Here is a 19,333-nt window from a genome sequence, read left to right as displayed (position 1 = left end):
CATATTTACAATTAATATGACCAGTTATATAATTAAAAGCATGGCTAGAAAAAAATGCGAAGACTTAGAACAAACGAAAAAGAAACTATTAGAAACCGGCTTAGCTCTTTTTGAGCAAAAAGGCTTTAATGCCACTGGTATTCAAGAAATCGCCACTATTGCTGGTATTCCTAAAGGCTCATTCTATAATTATTTTGCCAGCAAGGAAGAGTTCGGCGTAGAAATTATTCGTTTTTATACCGAAACTCATATTGAGCAATGGCAAACTTTGTTGGAGGCAGAAGATCATGGCGATGCGTATTTGGCGTTAAGTACAGTTTTTGTACAGCTCGCTGCAGCATATGAATCTGCTGATCCCAAGAAGGGTTGCTTGCTGGGTAACTTAGCAGGTGAAATCAGTGAAGCCAGTGAAGAATGTCGTGTGGCGTTAAAGATTGCTGTCGGTGAATTCAAAGAGATATTAGCGCAACGTTTACTAAGTGGCCAGAAGAGTGGTAAAGTCAGGATCGATTTATCGGCAGAATGTTTAGCTGATTTGTTCTGGGATGCTTGGCAAGGCAGTTTGTTACGAATGAAGATCGAAAAATCAACGAAACCAGTAAAAAATACGATTGAGACATTATTTGAAAGGATACTCATACCGTAAAAAGTAATTTATACTAATACTAATATGTAGCCCTTGCTAAAAGTATATTTTTAAAAACATTTTTAAACGAATGGTCATTTTAGACGTGGAATTTGTTAATTATGACGAATTTGCAGAAGACTAGAAAAAGTGGAAAGCAGGAGTGATGAATATGGATCTGATTCAAGTTAACCAAGAGAAATGTATCCACTGTGGACTCTGTGCAGAAGTCTGCCCCTCAGGATGTATCATTATGGACAATCAAGTGCCGCAGGCCACAGAACGGAATTGTATTGCCTGTGGACACTGTGTGGCTGTCTGTCCTGTGGCGGCAATGGACAATGTGAAGGCACCACTCTCCAAGCAGTTGCCGCTTGAAAAGGTGCCTGTCCTTGATGCCGACACGGCAGCCCGCTTTCTCCGTTCCCGACGATCTATTCGCCGCTACAAACAAAATCCTGTACCACGGGAAAAAATAGTGCAGCTCCTTGATATCGCGCGATTGGCACCAACCGGAGGCAACACTCAAGGTGTTGCTTATCTCGTCATTGATAACGCTGAAACGCTGCGCCAAATAACGGCTGCTACAGTTGATTGGATGGAAGAGCAAGTAAAAAGTGGTTCTGCCTGGGCACAGTATTATACTGGAGTCGTGGACACCTATCGCAAAACCGGTCAAGACGTTATTTTACGAAACGCTCCCTGTCTGATTGTGGCTATAACCTCAAAGAACTTTCAACCCCGTGGACGTGATAATACACATTTTTCACTGGCGTATGCTGAACTCTATGCGCCGGCTATTGAATTGGGAACATGTTGGGCGGGATTTTTTGAAGGGTGCGCCTCTGCTAAGTATAAGCCATTATTGGATATTTTGAAGCTGCCGGAAAACAGAGTTGTCACCGGTGGATTGTTAGTAGGTTTTCCGAAGTATACTTATAAACGATTAGTGGACAGAAATCCGTTGCAAGTGTCGTGGTGGGACTAAAGGTGAAGGATTTTCCGATATAGGTTTGAGATATAGCCGAAAGCCCGCGATTGAAATCGTGGGCTTTCGGCTGGTTTATTTAAAGTCTGGCAGATATTCACTAAGTCTTTGATTGACAAAGGTTCGATCCTATTATTCAATTCGTGACGCTATGCTGAGCCATGTTTCTTTAGTTAAAAAACCCTCTTCCACTTGCTCTTCTAACTCTAAAAATCGTTTATAGGGAATACTGAATGAAAGAATATCTTTGTCGATATATTTTCTTGCCGAGGGATCGGTTAGTCCTATAACACACTTTGGTTCTTTTTCCTCTGCTTGTGCCAGAGGATATAGTACAGACTGATGACAACCGGCACCAAATTCTATTTTGACATTGTCTTGGGTTGGTTTATCGTAATTGGCGAACTGTACCAGAGCGGAAATTTGGTCGGCATTTACCAGGAAGATAATGACTTCCGGTGTTTCGTCCTGAGTTAATTCAGCCAAAGGCTTAAAAATAAGATAAGTTTTTGCATCAACGTCCGGCAATCCGGCAGCAAATTTTGCGGCCAGTTCAGGACTTTTTTTGTAGAATTCTCCTTCTCTGCCTCCTACACCGCCCGTTGAGAGGAAATATTCAATAAAACCTAATTGAAACCGTTGAAAACCTAAGCCGACTTTCCCGCCACTACATGTTGTGGTCTTGTTCTCAAATGCGGCAACACGACCTTTGGCTGCGGCATTTAACATAGAAATTGCGCAGCCCCATTTCCCTTCCTTAAACTGCAATGCTCCCTCTGGTTTAGAGTCGGAACGGAATACGGCAACAGGTTGATACTTAAGTTTTATAGCATCGGCGATCTTACTTTTCATAGTGACCCTCCTTATTCTTATTTCAGTTATTAATCGGCAGGTCATAGAAATCAGGTTATTTCGTGCTAAGTTAAAACAACTAGCGATTGATCATGCAAACGTTATTTATTTAACCGGCTTCGTTATTAGTTCCTCCTTTCCCATTTCCTTTAAGACTTATTACCAAAGCCATTATCATTATGGTTGTCACGACAACTATAATGATAAATAATAACTAATCGAGATTATCATAGATTTGATTTAATAGTTTTATCAAATCTGCAGCTTTCTGTTTTTCTATTCCCAAGGTAGCTTCCTCCAGTAATTGCCTAGCTTTAGGAATTAATTCATCTCTTAATGCCCAGCCACTATTTGTCAAGAAGATCTGATAAGCTCTTTTATCGACGGGATGAGGCTTTCGGACAATCAAATTTTTCATTTGTAACTTTTCAAGAATGCGATTAGTATTTGGTTTATCTTTAAAGATGATATCTGCCAACTCTTTAGGGGTAAGACCTTCTTGTGCCCATAAACAATTTAGTACAGACCATTGTTCCGGCGTAACATTATATTCATTAAATCGTTGAAATAACCTATTTTTAAGTTTTGTATTCGCCTTATTTAGAATAAACCCCAATGAATCCTCTAACTTAAATTCCATCTGCTATCACCTCAGTTGTTACGACAACTATATTATATACGCGTCGTAATTTTCAGTCAATACATAAGTCAGCCTCTCCATTGCTTTCAGCCAATCGTGAGACTCCTACTTTTATAAGTGGGAGTATGTTCAGTTTTAGCTAACGAGTTCACTGGGCAGGAGGTGCTGAATCGGGATAACTATCTCAGTTGATGAGGTAGTTATTTGGCAAATACTTTGTTATATATTTCCCATTGACCCCATTACCCTGGAGGGGTATAATATAAATATCTTAAGTGCTTATTATCACAAGTACGTTCACAGAAAATTGCAAACGGCTATAAAGTTTGCAGTTAAAAGATCAAACTAAAAATATGTAAGATTTATGGAGGAATTTATGATGAAAAAGGTACTCATAGTCGGTGGAGTGGCCGGGGGAGCTTCGGCTGCTGCACGGTTGAGAAGACTGGATGAAAAAGCTCAGATCATCTTGTTTGAAAGAGATGACTATATTTCTTTCGCCAACTGCGGTCTTCCCTATTATATCGGTGAAATGATTAAGGAAAGAGAGAAGCTTCTCGTTCAAACTCCTGAGGCTATGAAAGCAAGGTTTAATATTGATGTAAGGATCAATAGTGAAGTCATTGGTATCGATACGGAAAAGAAACTGGTTACCGTCAGAAGTAAGGAGCAAGGGATTTACGAAGAATCTTATGACGATCTTGTACTTTCACCGGGAGCCAAAGCTCTCCGGCCAAATATTCCAGGGATAGAAAGCACAAAGATATTTACCTTAAGAAACATTCCGGACACAGACAGAATTAAGGCCTATGTTGATCACAAGGGCATAGATAGTGCTATAGTTATCGGCGGAGGTTTCGTCGGGGTCGAAATGGCTGAGAATCTGGTCGAGAGAGGCTTGAAGGTTACTTTAGTTGAAGCCGCTCCCCACATTTTAGCACCTTTTGATTCAGACATGGTGGTCATGGCTGAAAAGGAATTAGTCGAAAATGGCGTGGATCTTATCTTGGCTGACGGCGTTAAAGCCTTTAAAGAGGTTGGAAGCCAAATCGAAGTAACGTTGGGCAGTGCAAAAATGGTTTCTGCCGATCTAGTCATACTAGCCATCGGGGTAGCTCCTGATACTGCTTTTCTAAAAGGCTCGGGTTTAAAGTTAGGGCCGAAAGGTCATATCGTCGTTGATGAAAGAATGCAAACCAATGTCGACGGTGTTTACGCAGTAGGAGATGCTATAGAGGTTGTCGACTTTATTACGGGGGAAAAAACGGCTGTTCCTTTGGCAGGGCCGGCAAACAAGCAAGGAAGAATCGCTGCCGATAATATTGCGGGTTTGAATTCGATTTACAAAGGTACTCAGGGAACCTCGATTCTCAAAGTTTTCAGTTTAACGGCGGCCAGCACAGGAGCAAATGAGCGCACTCTGCAAAAAGCAAATCTGCCTTACCGGGTCGTCTACGTTCATCCTGTGGCTCACGCATCTTATTACCCGGCTGCTTTACAGCTAACCTTAAAGCTGATTTTTAATGATCAAGGCCAAGTATTGGGAGCGCAGGGAATCGGTTATGATGGCGTTGATAAACGAATCGATGTTATTGCTGCTGTCATTCGCTTAAAAGGCACAGTAGACGATTTAGCAGAATTGGAATTAGCCTATGCTCCGCCCTTCTCATCGGCCAAAGACCCTGTAAATATGGCTGGATTTCTGGCTCAAAACGTTCTGTCCGGAAGAACTCATGTGGCAGCCTGGAAGGATATAGAGCTGCCTGAACTTAAAGATACAATCCTTTTGGATGTCCGAACGGAAGAGGAATTCAGCAATGGACACATCCCCGGTTCTCTCAACATTCCTCTCGATAGCTTAAGAGACAGAATGGCTGAGCTCGATAAGAGCAAACAAATCATTGGTTACTGTCAGGTAGGTTTAAGGGGTTATGTTGCTGACAGGATCTTAAGCCAAAATGGCTATAAGGTATTAAATATTACCGGCGGCTATAAGACTGTCTCCCTGCAAGAATTCCAGCCTCAGAACCCGGGCTCTGAGAACCGGCAGTCTGATTCAGGAGTTGGCGAGGTGAATACGCCTCAGGGGTATTTTGATAAAAGTATTGATGCCTGCGGGTTGTGCTGTCCTGGACCATTGATGCAGGTAAAAGCCGCTATGGACACTTTACAGCAGGGCCAGGTACTCAAGATTTTGGCATCTGATCCGGGTTTTTATGAGGATATTAAAGCTTGGACGAAAAGAACTAATAATCAATTGATCGATGTGGCCAAGGCCGGGGGTGTCATTTCAGCCTTCATCAAAAAGGGCACGCAAAAGGACCCGCTTAAGCAAGAGCCGGCAGCAGCTTTAAAGGACAATAAGAGCATGATTGTTTTCAGCGGAGATTTAGATAAGGCCATAGCATCCTTTATTATTGCCAATGGGGCTGCGGCTATGGGGAAAAAAGTAACGATGTTTTTCACATTTTGGGGCCTGAATATCCTGCGTAAACATGAAAAAGTCAACACTCAGAAGGGTTTTATGGATAAGATGTTTAGTCTGATGATGCCGAGAGGAAGCAAACGCCTTAAGTTATCTAAGATGAATATGCTGGGCTTGGGCGGAAAAATGATCAGAAAAGTTATGAAGGATAAAAACGTTTCTTCCCTCGAAGACCTCATCAAGGCCGCAATGTGCAATGGAGTAGAGATAGTAGCCTGTCAAATGTCAATGGATGTCATGGGGATCAAACAAGAGGAATTACTCGACGGCATTAAAGTTGGCGGAGTTGGTTATTATTTAGGAGAAGCAGAGGATTCCAACGTAAATTTGTTTATCTAAGCTTGCAGTTTAAAGCCTGTAAGGCCCGACCGTCATTATATATGACAGTCGGGCCTTTTCTGCGAATTGGGGCTATTTTTATCCACGTTAAGAGAATTTATACTATTGACATAACATCCCAACAAGAAATTATTTTCTTGAAATCACGAATGTGGCAGGGGCTTAGTCCAAATTGTTGAATTCTAAGTTAGAGGAATTAATGGCTTCACATTTATCCAGACTTTGTACCGAATTTTGTTAATAAGCTTGTCTTTAAGGAGATGGTATCTTTGTTGATAGCGGCAATCAACGGCAGCCCCAACCGGGATGGTAACACAGCCTTGCTCCTTCGGGAGGCCTTGTCGGCGGCTCAGAAACTAGGAGCGGAAACCCAGTTAATCAATGTGGCTGAAGTGTTGAATGATCTCGCCCAGCCTTTCTGTGATAGCTGTACCTATCCCTGCAACGCTTCCTGCGCCAAAGGCAACAAGCTGGGCGAGGCGCTCGCAATACTCAGACGGACAGACGGATTGATCATCGGGAGCCCAGTCTACTACGGCACCATCAGCGGGCAGCTGGCGGCTTTCTGGGACAAAACCAATACGCTATGGCAGAGCAAGGCACTTCTGAATGTGGTGGGGGGAGCGGTAACGGTTGCGATGGCTCGCTTCGGCGGTCAGGAAACCACTCTGAAGGCAATCCATGACCTAATGCTGGTACAGGGGATGATCATTGTCGGAGACGGTCACCGGGATTTCGACTGCGGGCATCAAGGAGTCTGCGCTCAGCAGCCGTCCAGGGAAGACGTCAATGCGATAGAACGGGCGCACATTATGGTTCGACGCATTGCGGAGGTAGCCGGAGCAACTCAATCACTTCGTTATCGGTCATGAGAGAAGGATAATTGGCTTGAGTAATAGGAACCAATAGAAACGGATAAGTACAGCCCCTAATACCAAAAACGGCATTAGGGGCTGTTTCACCAGATAATCTTACCAATACCAAGGGCGGCAATAACATGGATAACAACATCTGTAGCCAAAGATTCTATTACCCCAGCACCAAGGATACATATTTGCCATCTCCTTTCATCTGAGATGACAGAAGATAAGATTTCCTAGAATAATTTACGTAGTATGTCCGAGCATTGTGACAAAAATTGATGCTTAATTTGCTTTTTGCTTAGCTACTATACAGCGATGCGATGGCAAGAAAGCACTTATCAATAACTATAATTCTCGATGGCCGAGTAAGTTGCTTTGGCTCCGATATTATCGATGATTTTATTATAAGAGAAGCAGTGGCTATTAATAATATGACGAGATATACAGATCATTTTGATTGACAAAATAGATAATATGACCTACAATTCCAATATACCCATACGGGGTATATTGAGTCTTTATTAATATTATAAAGGGAAAGGATACAGTATGAACCAGACAATAACTATATCCATTATAGTTGGAGTAATAATAATCTGGCTATACGGTAAGTACTCCGACAAAGAAGTTAATAAATTGCGGATCGATCCTTCAGAAGCAAAAAAGAGACTGGATACTGAGAAGGGTATCATTCTTCTGGATGTCAGGACCGAACAGGAATATGTCGAGAACCACATTCCTCGAAGCACGTTGATCCCTTTGAACGCTCTGGCAAGAGAAGCCGGCAAAAAACTTCCCAACAAGCAAGCTACTATTTTTGTTTATTGTAGAAGCGGAAATCGAAGCAAAGCTGCTGTAAAGATGTTATTAAAGCTTGGGTATTCTAATCTTTACAATTTGGGCGGCATAATACGCTGGCCATATAAGACTGTATCCGGTAAGAAGTAGAACAAAGTTTAGGCGCCAATCAGATTTATAGACTGAATGGCGTCTTTTCATAGTTGCCGGAAAATTCGGTGATCGGTGGAAGGAAAAGCGGGAAGTTCGGCGAAAAAGAAAAGTATGAGTCAAAGGTTGCCCGTTTCATTGAGTAAGACGTAGAACTATAATTTACCTAAGATTGATACAGTACCTCTGCCACCATCTACTAGCACTCTATCCCCCGTTTTTAGTTTCAACATTGCATTGCCACAGCCCAAAACTGCAGGAATCCCTAATTCGCGCGCTATCACAGCGGCATGAGAGAGCGGAGCCCCTACATCAGTAATTATCGCACTCGCGCGAGGGAAAAGTGGTGTCCACGCAATATCAGTTTGAGATGTCACAAGAATCTCGCCTTTTTGGAGTTTATCTCCTTCCGTAATACTTTTTAAGCAACGCACAATTCCTTCTGAACGGCCAGCCGATCCCGGTGAACCAACTATGATATTCGTTTTTGATTCTTCAAAATTTGTAATAATATTACTTGAATTTGCATCAAAATAATCATTTCTTTGATTAGGATTTGAAGCCCACTCATACGGATCAAAATGCCCGCAGATCACAGATGGGTAAGCAGGTAGTGCACAATATTTTTGATAGGTATGCTTACGGGCAGGGATTAATTTTATGATGTGCTGACTACCGGTGAGAACATCGAGTAGTTCATCAATGGTCAAGAAGAAAATATCCTCTCTAAGTCCTGTCAATTCTCCGGCCCGAAGTGCAAAATATCGAGCTAACCAGCGATCGCGTACGTACTCGGAGCGGACAGCTTCACGTATGCGGCCCTTTGCCGTGATTTTTTTAATCTGATTTAGCTTACTCTTTGCTTTTCGGGGATACTTTTTTGCAAAACGTCTCCAAGTTCTCTCAAACTCCGATTGCCTTTTGCGTAATAGTTCCTCTACGTCAATCGGCGATGTGTTAAATTGATTTAGCTGGTCATCAAACCAATTTGCATCTTCTGCTGGACGGGGAACAGATAATTCAAATTCATTGGGTCCTCGATGTCCGTAACGCCTTAAATAATCAGTTCGGCTAATCTGCCCTGCTGCAACCTTCGATATACCGAGAACCGGTCCTAAACTCTCTAGGAACTCAGAATTACCATCTATGCTAATACTGCTGCTTAGTCCGGAAATTAGCCTATCGGCATCATCGCTGCCAACCAATTCTGTCATTTCACGACGCAATCTCAGCGCATTATTAGAGAATTGAGTTACACTGCTCATTACAAACCAAACTGTATTTTTAAGATGAGGTAACAGTTCACGTTGCCATAATAAGATGAGATCATTATTAGTTGTGCTCGACTTAATCTTTACTTGCATCCGCTCACAATATTGTTCATTGGATTGTATAAACGATGATGCTGTTTTTTGAGCCTGCCTTTGTTTATAGACAATTTTTACGAGATTACACAGGGCCTGCAAAATTGATAATTTGGTTAGTTTGATAACTGGAATATCAACGCATTCGGGAAGTTGTGTATATAATAACCCTTCAAGAAAACGTAAAATATTGTCTTTACTTCGTCCTAAGCTATGTAAAATAGAGGCAAAGATACTTAAGTTTAGATAAATTCTCCCCCCAATGTTTCCGGAAGAAGGGTATCCAGGGAGAAGTGTCCACGATTCATAAATCTCACGTTGCACCGTCCAAGTCAGCGGTGTCATCACTTCGGGAATCGCCTCGCCAAAATTAACATTTGACCAAAGGAAATTTCCTTTTGCGCTATCATTCCATTCCCCTGTGGCTGGATTATAGCCAATCAGCGTAGTAATTGGTCGAGATTGCAATACATAAAGCGTCTTATCAGCAATGGCCCATTCGATATCTTGCGGGCATCCCAGTTCTTTTTCTAATTGCTTGCCAAGATTTTGTAATTGATGTGCAAATTGTTTAAGTTCTTTTGGTACAGATTGAATAAACCGAGTTCGATCTAATGTAAATGTATATGGATTCACTTTGCCCGAAACAAGGTCTTCTCCCAATCCAAAAACAAAATTCCCCGACATTTCATGGCGATTGCCCGTCACAGGATTAGCCGTAAATAAAACACCGGATATCTCTGCTTGAACCATCATTTGTACAACGATCGACATTTCATGGCACCCATCAATTCCTTTGACCTTGCTATAGATTTGCGCTTCTTTGCTATTCCGCGAGTGACGTATCGTTTCAATACCTTCCTTGATTTCGTCATCAAGGTGCAGGTTAAGTACAGTATCAAACTGACCGGCAAAGGAAGCTGCGATTGAATCCTCGGCAAGGCCTGAAGAACGTATGGCAAAGGACTCTTCCCTAAACTCCTTGCGCAAGGATATAAGGTAATCCTTGATTTGTTTCCATGCCTCCGGCTTTAACTCATCTTGTTTAAATGCCGATGGCAGAATAACAAAACCATTCGGCACTTTATATCCTTTTTGAAATAAGAAGGCCAGTGTGCTGCCTTTTCCGCCAGCAAGGTGCCTATTTTCAACGCTTATTTCACTGAACATATAAACATGAGTCATGTGCTTTCTCCTCTTAGATTATTCTTTTTTAGCCACTTTTTCCGATTCTCTTGGTTTTTGGCATATCAGGTTCTCAATGAGTGTTTGTAATGCCCATTCTAAAGCGTTTTCAGTTTGATTTGCATTCAGTTCAAAACGTTGCCGAAGCGTAATCCATGTCAATGAACTATGAAGATGAGAAAGGATAGCTGCCCGCTGTTTGGCTACATCAGTTGGTATATCTGGAATACGTTCAATTATCAATTCCATGTATTTCTGGTCCCGCTCACGCCTACTCTGAGGCTGAATATTCTGCATAGCCAGTGCTGTGGTAAAGGCCTGAAGAATCAACGAATGTTCCTCAAAGACTTCGGCTGTTCTTTTAGTCACTTCTGGTAGTAGCTCGATGTTTAGTGACTTTAGTGTCAATTTCTGCCCCACAATTCCAGATGCAGATTCATATAGTGCTTCTAAAAGAGATTCTCGTGTTGGAAAATGCTGATAAACGGTGCCATAGGAAACACCGGCTCGATCCGCCACTTCTTTCACACTGAAAGTAAGTATACGCCCTTCGTTAATAATCTCTACTAATGCATTCATGATTTGGTTTCGGGTAAGCTCTCGTTGTTGGCTCCGTAAGGGACTTTGATAATGACGTTTCGGTTCTTGTTTATCCATAGGATCAACTCCGTATAAATTAAATAGTGATATCCTATAATTAATTATGAACTCCTAGTGTAAAATATGCAATAAGAACTTTAATTATAAAATACGGTCATCCTGTTTCAACTGAGTGACCGCTTAAACTATAAAAACCACCACTTGAGACATAGGGTGGTTATATCTGGTAAGGGGAGGCAATAAAATGGGTGAGTTAAAAATTATGAGTCAATTGACTATGCATTGTAAAATTTATTCACATTCTTATTAATCCTGTTATCTCCGCTAAGTACGTCAACACTACTGGCAAGGCTTATGTTCTTTGCCTTCGTTATGAGTTCCCGTAACATAAATTTAATTAACAAAACTTCTCAGGGGTAACGTTGGAATTCATTAAATCGATATCACTTAATGAGATGTACTCTTTCATCGCCTACCAGGTAGATAATGATGTTCTTACCGTGATAGGAAAGGGTAACAAGGAACGAAAGATTTATTGAACCCCTGCCGCAAAGAAGTCAATCAATATATGGTTTCAGATATGAAATAGCCTTGATGTATCAACCAAAGCTTTATTTATTTCACGAAACAAAAAGCGGTCGACAGATGACCAACAATTGCAATCTGCTGTAAAGTACGGTGCCTGATAGACCCTAGTTATTACATAAAAGGCAGACCTGAATTATCTTCAAGTCTACCTTTTAAATATGTGCCATCATGATCGCCATATTGAACTATGAACACTAGAAATCTGTCAATATTCTGCTTGGATTCATCGTTCGGTTGATTTAGGTTTAATGTCCTTGTCTTGGGTACTTCATTGAGTAATTTTGATAAAATCGGAAAGATAGACTTCGTTTCGCACTTTTACATCCCTAGAATTTCGTCGATTATGATAATCTCAGCATCAACACCTTTCATCTTCTTTAGATGAATATTAAGTGTATTGCATATCCGATCAGGACTTGAGCAATTATAGCAGCGATCCCCTTTGACTGCACAAGGTGTTTTATAGCCAAAACGTTTTGCGTTTTGTGGAGCTGCGATATTACGAGCACGCCATATGGCCTTCTCAAGAGTAGGCTCAATTTTATTTGTCCCAAAAACAAAGAAAACTTTTTTGTGTCCGAATAGCGAGCCGGCTATTCGATTCCCTGTCCCATCTATGTTCACCAACTCACCAGTTTCAGCTACGCCATTCACCGATGTGAAAAAAACATCGGTTGTAAGTGTTTTCTTGGCAATTTCGTTAAATTCTAATCCGGAATATTTTGACGGATCGACAACAGAATTATGTTCTGATAATAGCTCTGCAAAATTAATTGAGGCAAGCGTTGCAGAATCACCAAACCCAACAGTAACTCCACTTATGTTTTCCACAACATAGTTTGCTGCATCGTCTGAAGCTTCAAAAAATGAAACCTTATATCCGTTATGTGTCAATGATTGAATTATTTTTTCGTACTTCATAGCTACTCTTCTCCTTTTGAAATAAATTAATCATGTTGACTGAGACCATTCCTAATAAAATCAGAAGTGTTCCCGAGATTCCTGCCAATCCTAATTTTTCTTTTAAGAATATATTCCCCAAGATTGCTGCACCTGCAGGGCTAAGGGCACAAAACAATCCGGCACGTTCAGAAGTTGTACCGCTCTGGGCAAGCGGCTGGAGTGTAAATCCAAAACCACTGCATACGATGGCTAAGGTAAGGATAATTTCCCACTCAGAAAAGGTTGTAGGTAACTGCGGAGTTTCGAATATAAAGGCAGCTATCATACTGTATATCCCCATAAATCCCACCTGCAAAATCCCAAGAGTCAGCGGATCATCTTTTCGGCTGATTCGATCAGTCAAGATAATGGAACAAGCATAAAACACTGCTGCCAATAGGCTTAAACATTCTCCTGCCGACAAAGAGAACATACCGCCTTCCAGTGTTAGCAAGGCTACTCCGCTTAGGGAAATCATTGCACTCATAATTATGGGGAATTTGGGAAAATTCTTGTGCAGGGCTGCTTCAAATAACGGAACTAATATAATTGCGGTATTCTCCAGAAATGCAGTAGTTGATGCATTCGTTGTCTTTAGCGATGAAACTTCGGCGGCCATAACTGCAAAGAAGGATGCTCCCAGCAACATTCCTCTTAGCAATGTTCTACCTGAGACATGGCTCAGTCGCTTCCATGCAAATGGCAGCAGGAAAAGAAATGCTGTCAGAAATCGTACTCCAAGAAGCGAAAAGGTTCCCATATCATGAAGCCCGATTTTAGTCATTACATAAGAAGTGCTCCTGGCTAAAATTACGAGAGCAAGCAATATTTCTGCTTGCCTTCTTGAAAACACTCTACTTCTAATGCCATATCCCTCCCTTACTTTCTTGACAATAGTATATAACCAATATAAATTTGAATAAAACGAAAATTTGTCAATTCATATTTGACAAATCATCAATTAGCGAGGGAGAATATGGACACTGAAAAATGCAAGGCATTACTATGTATATTGGAAAATGGAAGTTTATCGAAGGCAGCAGAGAAATTGGGGTATACGCCTTCGGGAATTAGTCGTATGATTGCTTCATTGGAGCAGGAAACCGGATTTCCACTTCTGGTTCGCAGCCGCCGTGGAATTGTCCCTACTGCTGAGTGTCACAAACTCCTCCCAATTTTTCGCGAACTTAACCATTGGGGGGAACACTACTCTCAAATGTGTGGTCAAATACGAGGGGTGGAACTAGGTGAAATTTGTATAGGAACATCTTATCGAACATACTATCCCTGGCTCACTCAGTTGATTTCGGCTTTTATTCAGTCTTATCCGGAAATAAAAATTCACATTATAGAAGGAAGCAGCAGCGAACTCACTCTTGCCATGGAGAACCACAATGTGGATTTTTGCATTATTAGCCAGCGTGAAGGGGATTTTGTATGGATTCCATTACAAGAAAACCCGGTCGTTGCATGGCTGCCTCCGAATCATCCTAACGCTGATGCGGATTGCTTTCCGCTTAGCGCTTTTGAATCTGAACCTTATATTGACACATATCCGGATCAGGATACGGATAATGCAAGGATATTTAGAAGAAATCATGTCAAACCCAATATTCGGTTTTCAACCACCGATAACCAGGCAACATACAGTATGGTAGAAGCAGGGCTGGGAATCAGCTTGAACAATGGGTTGAACTCTGGTGGGTGGAATGGCAGAGTTGTGATTAAGCCGCTTGATCCACCACAAAAAGTAATGATTGGCATTGCCGTGCCCTCTCTGGGTTCAATTTCTCCATCTGCTAAAAGGTTTATTTCCCTTGCTAAAGAGAGGTTTGACGGCGCAACCAATTAAGAGAATAAAATACTCATGTAAACTTACAAATAGAGATAAAGTACTTTGAGCAATATTGCGCGGAAACGGTCAGCCCCTAATAGCCGAAAGATTAGGGGCTGATTAATCAGATATTGTTTTTGAGACCTGTTTTTGAGAAATAGGGAATACTGAATGAAGGGATATCTTTGTCGATATATTTTCTTTCAGAGGGTTGGTCCTAGTAGTCTGTGGTGAGGACTCATTTAGCGATGGTAGAAAAGGGGGGAGAGTTATTAGTATGAGCATTGAATCTGTGGTTCAAATTCAAACAGAAGCCCAGCTCGAACAGTTAAAGTCCGAAGAAGAATTGATGATTCTTTATTTTTCCTCGAAAACTTGTAATGTCTGCAGGGCTGTTTTTCCTAAGCTGATGGATCTCGTTGCGGGGTATCCGGTTAAGGTCGTCACGATATCTATTGATGAACAGAGGGAAATAGCCGGGCAAGCCTTGGTATTTACAGTGCCGACAGTTTTAATAGTTCATGAAGGCCGGGAAATTCTGCGGGAAAGCAGATTTATTGATTTCCAGAATATAGAGAGAATCTTAAATCATTTTACCTGAAACTACCTGCACGAGCATAACCGGCTTAAAATTCAATTAGACATTCTCATCTGCTTAGTCAATGCGGGTTCTTTAGGACCTGCATGTATAGTTTTGAACCGGAAAAAGGGCTTATTTCCCATAAGTTTCCGGAGATAGTATAATGAATGTCGTCTATTTGTATCCGAAAAATGACAGAATCCCCGAAAGTGGTTTTAGCAGAGCTGCAAAACGAGGTATAATTGAGGAAATGGTAAACCATGGAGGGAGAACTATGAAACAGAAAGTCCTAAAAAAACAACAAAATAGTAGAAAGTGCTTAGTCTGTGGCTTAAAGAATGATATTGGATTAAAAGCTTCTTTTTATGAAACCGACAATAGTGAAGTTGTCGCTATATTTACTCCCCTTGAAGAACACCAAAGTTATCCGGGAAGGCTGCACGGCGGAATTGCCGGAGCAATCCTGGATGAAACGATTGGCAGAGCAATCATGATCCAGGATGATACGATTTGGGGAGTTACCGTTGAATTAAATTTAAAATATAAAAAGCCTATTCCTTTAGATGAAGAATTACGGGTCGTGGGCAGAATTACGAAGGATTCAAAACGATTGTTCGAAGGGACCGGAGAAATAGTATTGCGTAACGGGGATATTGCTGCTACAGCTTGGGGTAAGTACATGAAAATGCCAATCGAGAAAATAGCAGACTTTAACGAAGATGAACAGGAATGGCAAGTTGTGTCCTCAGATAATGACCCCAGTGAAATAGAGATCTAACAACAAGCAAGCCACCGTTCACAGAAAACGGTGGCTTGTCGAAGTTCCAGGCTCTTAAATCAGCAGTTAAAATTTAATGATTTTGGGTTCACCTGCAAAGGAAGCAATCGTAGCTACGGCATCTTTCAAATATAGTACCAGTGTGTTGTCATCGGTTGCGGAATACCGGGATTGAAGTGAAGGATAGCTGTCAAGCATACTTTGCTTTGCTTCAATACGTTCATCCTCTACAGCAAGGGCTTGGATACGAATCCATTCCTGGCCATTAAAAGCACAAATTTCAATTTTGGGATGGGCCATGATTTGTTTGGCAACGTCCTTTACCTTACCGGTCTGAATATAAAGCTTACCTTCAAAAATGTTGGCAGTTCCGAAGGGACGAACCCGTGGCTGATCTCCATCCAGGGTTGCTAAGTAATAAGTCTGGCACTTTTTCAGAAAATCCAAAACTTCTTGCATAAGTTATCCCCTTTCAAAATTCATTACAATAAATTTATAATAAAAGTCTTGAAATGGCAAGTACGACTGTTTATGATATATAGTATTCGAAAAGATACTATTGGGAGGAGATTATGGAGACAGAGAAGGATTTATTTGGGAAATGTCCTTATACAACAGCACAGAAGGTTCTTTCGGGTAAATGGTCAATGCTTATTCTTTACCATCTCGGTAAAAGGACCATGCGTTTTGGAGAATTGCAGCGGCAGTTGCCTGATTTAACCCAGTCAACGCTGACGAAGCAGTTGCGCACTTTGGAAGAGAATGGATTGATCGAAAGAAAGATTTATCCGCAAGTCCCACCGAAGGTTGAATATTCTTTAACTGATATAGGCATAAAGTTTAAAAAAGTGTTAGCTGAATTAGCAATTTGGGGTAACGAATATATCAAAACCTTGAAGGACAAGAATTTACAAATTTAATACCTTTAGATTATAAAGGTCAAATCTCTTGACCCCTAATTGTCTTTACGGTATTTGTTAAGAATGAATTCTGTGAATTCTGCAAGCGATTTTTTCGCTTCTTCGGGCAGATCATCCAGGGGGTCGTCTGAACGGTGGGCGGCTAAAGTACTGTAATCTTGCTGGCTTTCAAGTAAATAAGGTCTTGGGTCAGTGATTCGCCCGAGAAGAAAGTCAACAGAACAATTCAGGCTTTCTGCCAAGATGTTCAAAGTAGAGGGGGTGGGGTATTTTTCGCCTGTTTCAAATTGGGATATGTCGGTTGGAGGTATGTTAAGATTTTCGGCTAATTGGTTTAGGGAGATACCATTTAGTTCACGTATCATCTTTAGTCTGCTGGGAAAATTATTTTCTTCAAGGACAGAATGTTCTGTCCGTCCTAATAAGAAATCGGTAGAGACCTTAAAATAATCCGCAATTCTTTGCAGAGTATCATAATCAGGTTTACGTCTGTCTACTTCATATTGGGCATACGTACTTCGGGACATACAAAGTATTTTTGCCAGCTCCTCTTGTGTGAGTTTAATCTTATTTCTTAGATATAGCAGCCTTTTTCCTAACACTTCAAGCATACCTCCTCTCCTCTATAGTATAGTCGCAATAAGCGACATTTAAAATAAGTGTCGCGAATCTCAACAAAAACATTGACAGTCGCGAATCGCGACTGTATTATTAAGATAAATTTAAGTCGCGTTATGCAACGGGATAAAGGGGGGGAATTGTGGCTGAATTTGGCAAGACGAGGCTGTGGCTGATAAAATATCGGGGGAATTTAACACAGCAGCAAGTTGCAAATAAAGCAGGAATAAGTAGATCATATTATGCAGAAATAGAGTCAGGCAACAAAAACCCTGGTGTCAAAACTGCGAAAAGACTTAGCAGCGTTTTAATGTTTGATTGGACTATTTTTTATAAATCATAAGAATTATGTATCAAAGTAAGGTTCTCATAGTATTAAACTAAAATCTCATCTGAATAAGGGGATAGGTTGAACTGGAGTTAGTGATGAAGAACGTAAAAAAATATATAATATAGAGTCCTCGGAATTGCCGGGGACTTGATTTTTTGGGCGCACTAATCCCCAAATAAAAATTAACGGAGGATAGTATGTCTGAGATCGACGAATTAATAAAGCAAATTGAAGAATTACGCTTGAACCTGATTAATACAAAAGAGGGAAGGGCTTATACAGATGCGGTAGTTGTAACTGCAAGTCAGGAGTTGGATAAAGTATTAAACAGGTATCAAGAGCTGCTGATGGAAAAAGCGGTACCAACAAATGTTTAATAATAGCCGCTGAACAACATCTGAACAGACACTGGGTAAGAGAAAATTTACAACTAGAAATAGGTTCAACAGTCTAAACTCTGCTGAACCTATTTCTGGTTTATGAGAAACATTAAATTATATTATCTGTTATTTCAAACTGAATATATCAATGATAAGCATCTGTTTATGAGATGCTTTTTTGCTAATATTTAACTAGTGTTTGTATTTGTGAAGTTAAACAAACTTATAGACCTATTTTTACAATAAACTGTATGAGTTTACTTAAATAATTTGGCAATAAAACCGCATAAATAATAACTATAATGCAATGTCCATTAATGAAATTGGATTAATCTACAAATTGACCGCTATATTTTACTATGCTATTATAGCGAAGCAACAAAAAATAGAATAAAACAAATAAAATTATAAATAATTCTCAATAACCTTGATTTCACTGAGGTGAACTATGAAAAAAATCCTTTTTATCTTAGCTTTGGTTTTAGTCATGCTAAGTTCAATTGTGGCAGGAACATTGGCTATGTATACTGTCTCCATTGACAACCTGGCTGAAGGCAGTGTCGTTGCTAAAGAGTTCATCTTTGTAGGGGGAGGTACTGATACCTTTCAGCAGGGATTGAAAATAGCGCCGTCTGAGACAACTCAGTGGCAGTTCAAAGTCAAAAACTATGAGGGTGATACAGTATCTGAAACTGATATGTACTACAAACTTACGTTTAATGTGCAAGCCTCGTCAGGAAAAAAGGCAATAGCCCCTTTAGAAATTACCGTTAAAGACTCGAAAGGTAATGCGCTGAACAGTGTGACTGGTGTAGGCACCTTTGATGTTCTGGGATCATTTCCTCTTGCAGTTAATGGGCAGGAGCAGGACTACTTTGTGCAGATATATTGGCCGGATAATGGTTCTTCTGACGCAAAGTATGCAGGCAGTGATTATGGAACGATGATCAATGTTAATGCTGTTGCTTCTCAGATTCCTTTTAGTACATCTCCATCCCAGGGGAAGCAGGTCAGCGTTCACTATGAAACGACAACTCCATGGCAAAACGGACAAAGCGGTGTTTATCAATATAATTATAAAGTTACAATCACTAATAATACCTCTCAGCCAATCAACAATTGGAGCATTGGCTTCTACCTTCCTACGGACACCCTGACCGGCGTCTGGAGTAATGCCAAATTAGTGTCCACCTCGCCGCCGGGAAACTACCAATTCCTTAACCCTGGTTATAACAATCAGGCGACAGATGATATCTTGCCGGGACAAAGCGTTTCCTTTGGAGGTCCGGCACTGGGTATGGGTACTGCGGCAATCCAAAGTATTAGTGTTGGCGGAAGCAATATCAGCGATATTACGAATGTGGATTTAACATGTCAATTTGGCAAGGCATCCTTGAACTAAGGATCCTGGCTGGATTATATGGATGAGATGAGGGAGGGAAAATGAGAAAAAAACTTTTCTTAATTCTTGTT

The 19,333-nt window shown here is 40.9% G+C and carries 20 protein-coding genes; 12 read left to right on the top strand and 8 right to left on the bottom strand.

Annotated elements, in window-relative coordinates; all coding sequences use genetic code 11:
- The first annotated feature begins 40 nt into the window (after nucleotides 1-40).
- A complete protein-coding gene (locus B5Y67_RS20930; RefSeq protein WP_088228434.1) occupies nucleotides 41-646 on the top strand; it encodes a TetR/AcrR family transcriptional regulator in 606 nt (201 codons plus the stop codon).
- A 151-nt stretch (nucleotides 647-797) separates the two neighbouring features.
- The gene (locus tag B5Y67_RS20925; RefSeq protein WP_088228315.1) at nucleotides 798-1,613 is read left to right on the top strand and encodes a nitroreductase family protein; all 816 of its coding nucleotides are present in this window, start codon (nucleotides 798-800) and stop codon (nucleotides 1,611-1,613) included.
- Nucleotides 1,614-1,745: 132 nt separating this feature from the next.
- On the opposite strand, the gene B5Y67_RS20920 is transcribed toward B5Y67_RS20925, so the two are convergent.
- Together B5Y67_RS20920 and B5Y67_RS20915 are read right to left on the bottom strand one after the other, a co-directional pair.
- Nucleotides 1,746-2,465, bottom strand: coding sequence for a DUF169 domain-containing protein (locus tag B5Y67_RS20920; protein WP_088228314.1), 720 nt, complete (start codon nucleotides 2,463-2,465; stop codon nucleotides 1,746-1,748).
- Between the two features lie 214 nt (nucleotides 2,466-2,679).
- Complete coding sequence (locus tag B5Y67_RS20915; RefSeq protein WP_088228313.1) at nucleotides 2,680-3,105, bottom strand: MarR family transcriptional regulator; 426 nt, start codon at nucleotides 3,103-3,105, stop codon at nucleotides 2,680-2,682.
- Nucleotides 3,106-3,481: 376 nt separating this feature from the next.
- Here B5Y67_RS20915 and B5Y67_RS20910 point away from each other — a divergent pair, with 376 nt between their 5' ends.
- The 3 genes from B5Y67_RS20910 to B5Y67_RS20900 all read left to right on the top strand — a co-directional run bounded on the left by B5Y67_RS20910 (nucleotide 3,482) and on the right by B5Y67_RS20900 (nucleotide 7,740).
- Entirely contained in the window at nucleotides 3,482-5,929 is a 2,448-nt protein-coding gene (locus B5Y67_RS20910; protein WP_088228312.1) for a DsrE/DsrF/DrsH-like family protein, read from the top strand.
- 260 nt (nucleotides 5,930-6,189) lie between these two features.
- Nucleotides 6,190-6,801 carry a flavodoxin family protein gene (locus B5Y67_RS20905; protein WP_348982314.1) on the top strand — a complete coding sequence of 204 codons (612 nt, stop codon included), beginning with the start codon at nucleotides 6,190-6,192 and terminating at the stop codon, nucleotides 6,799-6,801.
- 540 nt (nucleotides 6,802-7,341) lie between these two features.
- Nucleotides 7,342-7,740, top strand: a complete 399-nt coding sequence (locus B5Y67_RS20900; RefSeq protein WP_088228310.1) for a rhodanese-like domain-containing protein — start codon at nucleotides 7,342-7,344, stop codon at nucleotides 7,738-7,740.
- 155 nt (nucleotides 7,741-7,895) lie between these two features.
- On the opposite strand, the gene B5Y67_RS20895 is transcribed toward B5Y67_RS20900, so the two are convergent.
- The 4 genes from B5Y67_RS20895 to B5Y67_RS20875 all read right to left on the bottom strand — a co-directional run bounded on the left by B5Y67_RS20895 (nucleotide 7,896) and on the right by B5Y67_RS20875 (nucleotide 13,272).
- Entirely contained in the window at nucleotides 7,896-10,289 is a 2,394-nt protein-coding gene (locus B5Y67_RS20895; protein ID WP_088228309.1) for a PEP/pyruvate-binding domain-containing protein, read from the bottom strand.
- Nucleotides 10,290-10,307: 18 nt separating this feature from the next.
- On the bottom strand, nucleotides 10,308-10,946 hold the full coding sequence (locus B5Y67_RS20890) for a TetR/AcrR family transcriptional regulator (RefSeq protein WP_088228308.1): 639 nt from the start codon (nucleotides 10,944-10,946) through the stop codon (nucleotides 10,308-10,310).
- Nucleotides 10,947-11,795: 849 nt separating this feature from the next.
- A complete protein-coding gene (locus tag B5Y67_RS20880; protein WP_088228307.1) occupies nucleotides 11,796-12,398 on the bottom strand; it encodes a lactate utilization protein in 603 nt (200 codons plus the stop codon).
- Nucleotides 12,361-13,272 carry a DMT family transporter gene (locus B5Y67_RS20875; RefSeq protein ID WP_088228306.1) on the bottom strand — a complete coding sequence of 304 codons (912 nt, stop codon included), beginning with the start codon at nucleotides 13,270-13,272 and terminating at the stop codon, nucleotides 12,361-12,363. Before B5Y67_RS20875 ends, B5Y67_RS20880 begins: the two co-directional genes overlap by 38 nt.
- 123 nt (nucleotides 13,273-13,395) lie before the next feature.
- Between B5Y67_RS20875 and B5Y67_RS20870 the strand changes: the two genes are divergently transcribed.
- From B5Y67_RS20870 to B5Y67_RS20860, 3 genes are all read left to right on the top strand, one after another.
- Nucleotides 13,396-14,271: a LysR family transcriptional regulator gene (locus tag B5Y67_RS20870; RefSeq protein WP_088228305.1), complete on the top strand. Its 876-nt coding sequence runs from the start codon at nucleotides 13,396-13,398 to the stop codon at nucleotides 14,269-14,271.
- A 259-nt stretch (nucleotides 14,272-14,530) separates the two neighbouring features.
- Nucleotides 14,531-14,854, top strand: coding sequence for a thioredoxin family protein (locus B5Y67_RS20865; protein ID WP_088228304.1), 324 nt, complete (start codon nucleotides 14,531-14,533; stop codon nucleotides 14,852-14,854).
- Nucleotides 14,855-14,996: 142 nt separating this feature from the next.
- On the top strand, nucleotides 14,997-15,611 hold the full coding sequence (locus B5Y67_RS20860) for a PaaI family thioesterase (protein ID WP_348982313.1): 615 nt from the start codon (nucleotides 14,997-14,999) through the stop codon (nucleotides 15,609-15,611).
- A 66-nt stretch (nucleotides 15,612-15,677) separates the two neighbouring features.
- Here B5Y67_RS20860 and B5Y67_RS20855 read toward each other — a convergent pair whose 3' ends face one another.
- Complete coding sequence (locus tag B5Y67_RS20855) at nucleotides 15,678-16,070, bottom strand: pyridoxamine 5'-phosphate oxidase family protein (protein WP_088228303.1); 393 nt, start codon at nucleotides 16,068-16,070, stop codon at nucleotides 15,678-15,680.
- Nucleotides 16,071-16,183: 113 nt separating this feature from the next.
- On the opposite strand from B5Y67_RS20855, the gene B5Y67_RS20850 reads away from it, so the two are divergent.
- The gene (locus B5Y67_RS20850; protein WP_088228302.1) at nucleotides 16,184-16,531 is read left to right on the top strand and encodes a helix-turn-helix domain-containing protein; all 348 of its coding nucleotides are present in this window, start codon (nucleotides 16,184-16,186) and stop codon (nucleotides 16,529-16,531) included.
- Between the two features lie 35 nt (nucleotides 16,532-16,566).
- On the opposite strand, the gene B5Y67_RS20845 is transcribed toward B5Y67_RS20850, so the two are convergent.
- On the bottom strand, nucleotides 16,567-17,142 hold the full coding sequence (locus B5Y67_RS20845; protein WP_242976063.1) for a helix-turn-helix transcriptional regulator: 576 nt from the start codon (nucleotides 17,140-17,142) through the stop codon (nucleotides 16,567-16,569).
- Between the two features lie 149 nt (nucleotides 17,143-17,291).
- On the opposite strand from B5Y67_RS20845, the gene B5Y67_RS20840 reads away from it, so the two are divergent.
- From B5Y67_RS20840 to B5Y67_RS20830, 3 genes are all read left to right on the top strand, one after another.
- A complete protein-coding gene (locus tag B5Y67_RS20840; RefSeq protein ID WP_088228301.1) occupies nucleotides 17,292-17,492 on the top strand; it encodes a helix-turn-helix transcriptional regulator in 201 nt (66 codons plus the stop codon).
- A 185-nt stretch (nucleotides 17,493-17,677) separates the two neighbouring features.
- Nucleotides 17,678-17,857: an aspartyl-phosphate phosphatase Spo0E family protein gene (locus tag B5Y67_RS20835; protein WP_088228300.1), complete on the top strand. Its 180-nt coding sequence runs from the start codon at nucleotides 17,678-17,680 to the stop codon at nucleotides 17,855-17,857.
- Nucleotides 17,858-18,308: 451 nt separating this feature from the next.
- Nucleotides 18,309-19,262 (top strand): cellulose binding domain-containing protein, encoded by a 954-nt coding sequence (locus tag B5Y67_RS20830; protein WP_088228299.1) that lies wholly within the window; start codon nucleotides 18,309-18,311, stop codon nucleotides 19,260-19,262.
- The last annotated feature ends 71 nt before the right edge of the window (nucleotides 19,263-19,333 follow it).

Source organism: Desulfosporosinus sp. FKB, from assembly GCF_002196705.1.
Lineage (GTDB): Bacteria > Bacillota > Desulfitobacteriia > Desulfitobacteriales > Desulfitobacteriaceae > Desulfosporosinus.
The sequence above is the reverse complement of the archived record's forward strand: the minus strand, read 5'-3'. Positions and strand labels throughout refer to the sequence as shown.

What these genes read in the sequence shown, in the direction of transcription:
- B5Y67_RS20890 (WP_088228308.1), bottom strand. Translation starts at nt 10,946, where the DNA reads ATGGATAAACAAGAACCGAAACGTCATTATCAAAGTCCCTTACGGAGC.
- B5Y67_RS20915 (WP_088228313.1), bottom strand. Translation starts at nt 3,105, where the DNA reads ATGGAATTTAAGTTAGAGGATTCATTGGGGTTTATTCTAAATAAGGCG.
- B5Y67_RS20830 (WP_088228299.1), top strand. Translation starts at nt 18,309, where the DNA reads ATGAAAAAAATCCTTTTTATCTTAGCTTTGGTTTTAGTCATGCTAAGT.
- B5Y67_RS20870 (WP_088228305.1), top strand. Translation starts at nt 13,396, where the DNA reads ATGGACACTGAAAAATGCAAGGCATTACTATGTATATTGGAAAATGGA.
- B5Y67_RS20850 (WP_088228302.1), top strand. Translation starts at nt 16,184, where the DNA reads ATGGAGACAGAGAAGGATTTATTTGGGAAATGTCCTTATACAACAGCA.
- B5Y67_RS20895 (WP_088228309.1), bottom strand. Translation starts at nt 10,289, where the DNA reads ATGACTCATGTTTATATGTTCAGTGAAATAAGCGTTGAAAATAGGCAC.
- B5Y67_RS20910 (WP_088228312.1), top strand. Translation starts at nt 3,482, where the DNA reads ATGATGAAAAAGGTACTCATAGTCGGTGGAGTGGCCGGGGGAGCTTCG.
- B5Y67_RS20920 (WP_088228314.1), bottom strand. Translation starts at nt 2,465, where the DNA reads ATGAAAAGTAAGATCGCCGATGCTATAAAACTTAAGTATCAACCTGTT.
- B5Y67_RS20845 (WP_242976063.1), bottom strand. Translation starts at nt 17,142, where the DNA reads ATGCTTGAAGTGTTAGGAAAAAGGCTGCTATATCTAAGAAATAAGATT.
- B5Y67_RS20930 (WP_088228434.1), top strand. Translation starts at nt 41, where the DNA reads ATGGCTAGAAAAAAATGCGAAGACTTAGAACAAACGAAAAAGAAACTA.
- B5Y67_RS20925 (WP_088228315.1), top strand. Translation starts at nt 798, where the DNA reads ATGGATCTGATTCAAGTTAACCAAGAGAAATGTATCCACTGTGGACTC.
- B5Y67_RS20905 (WP_348982314.1), top strand. Translation starts at nt 6,190, where the DNA reads ATGGTATCTTTGTTGATAGCGGCAATCAACGGCAGCCCCAACCGGGAT.
- B5Y67_RS20865 (WP_088228304.1), top strand. Translation starts at nt 14,531, where the DNA reads ATGAGCATTGAATCTGTGGTTCAAATTCAAACAGAAGCCCAGCTCGAA.
- B5Y67_RS20860 (WP_348982313.1), top strand. Translation starts at nt 14,997, where the DNA reads ATGAATGTCGTCTATTTGTATCCGAAAAATGACAGAATCCCCGAAAGT.
- B5Y67_RS20855 (WP_088228303.1), bottom strand. Translation starts at nt 16,070, where the DNA reads ATGCAAGAAGTTTTGGATTTTCTGAAAAAGTGCCAGACTTATTACTTA.
- B5Y67_RS20880 (WP_088228307.1), bottom strand. Translation starts at nt 12,398, where the DNA reads ATGAAGTACGAAAAAATAATTCAATCATTGACACATAACGGATATAAG.
- B5Y67_RS20900 (WP_088228310.1), top strand. Translation starts at nt 7,342, where the DNA reads ATGAACCAGACAATAACTATATCCATTATAGTTGGAGTAATAATAATC.
- B5Y67_RS20835 (WP_088228300.1), top strand. Translation starts at nt 17,678, where the DNA reads ATGTCTGAGATCGACGAATTAATAAAGCAAATTGAAGAATTACGCTTG.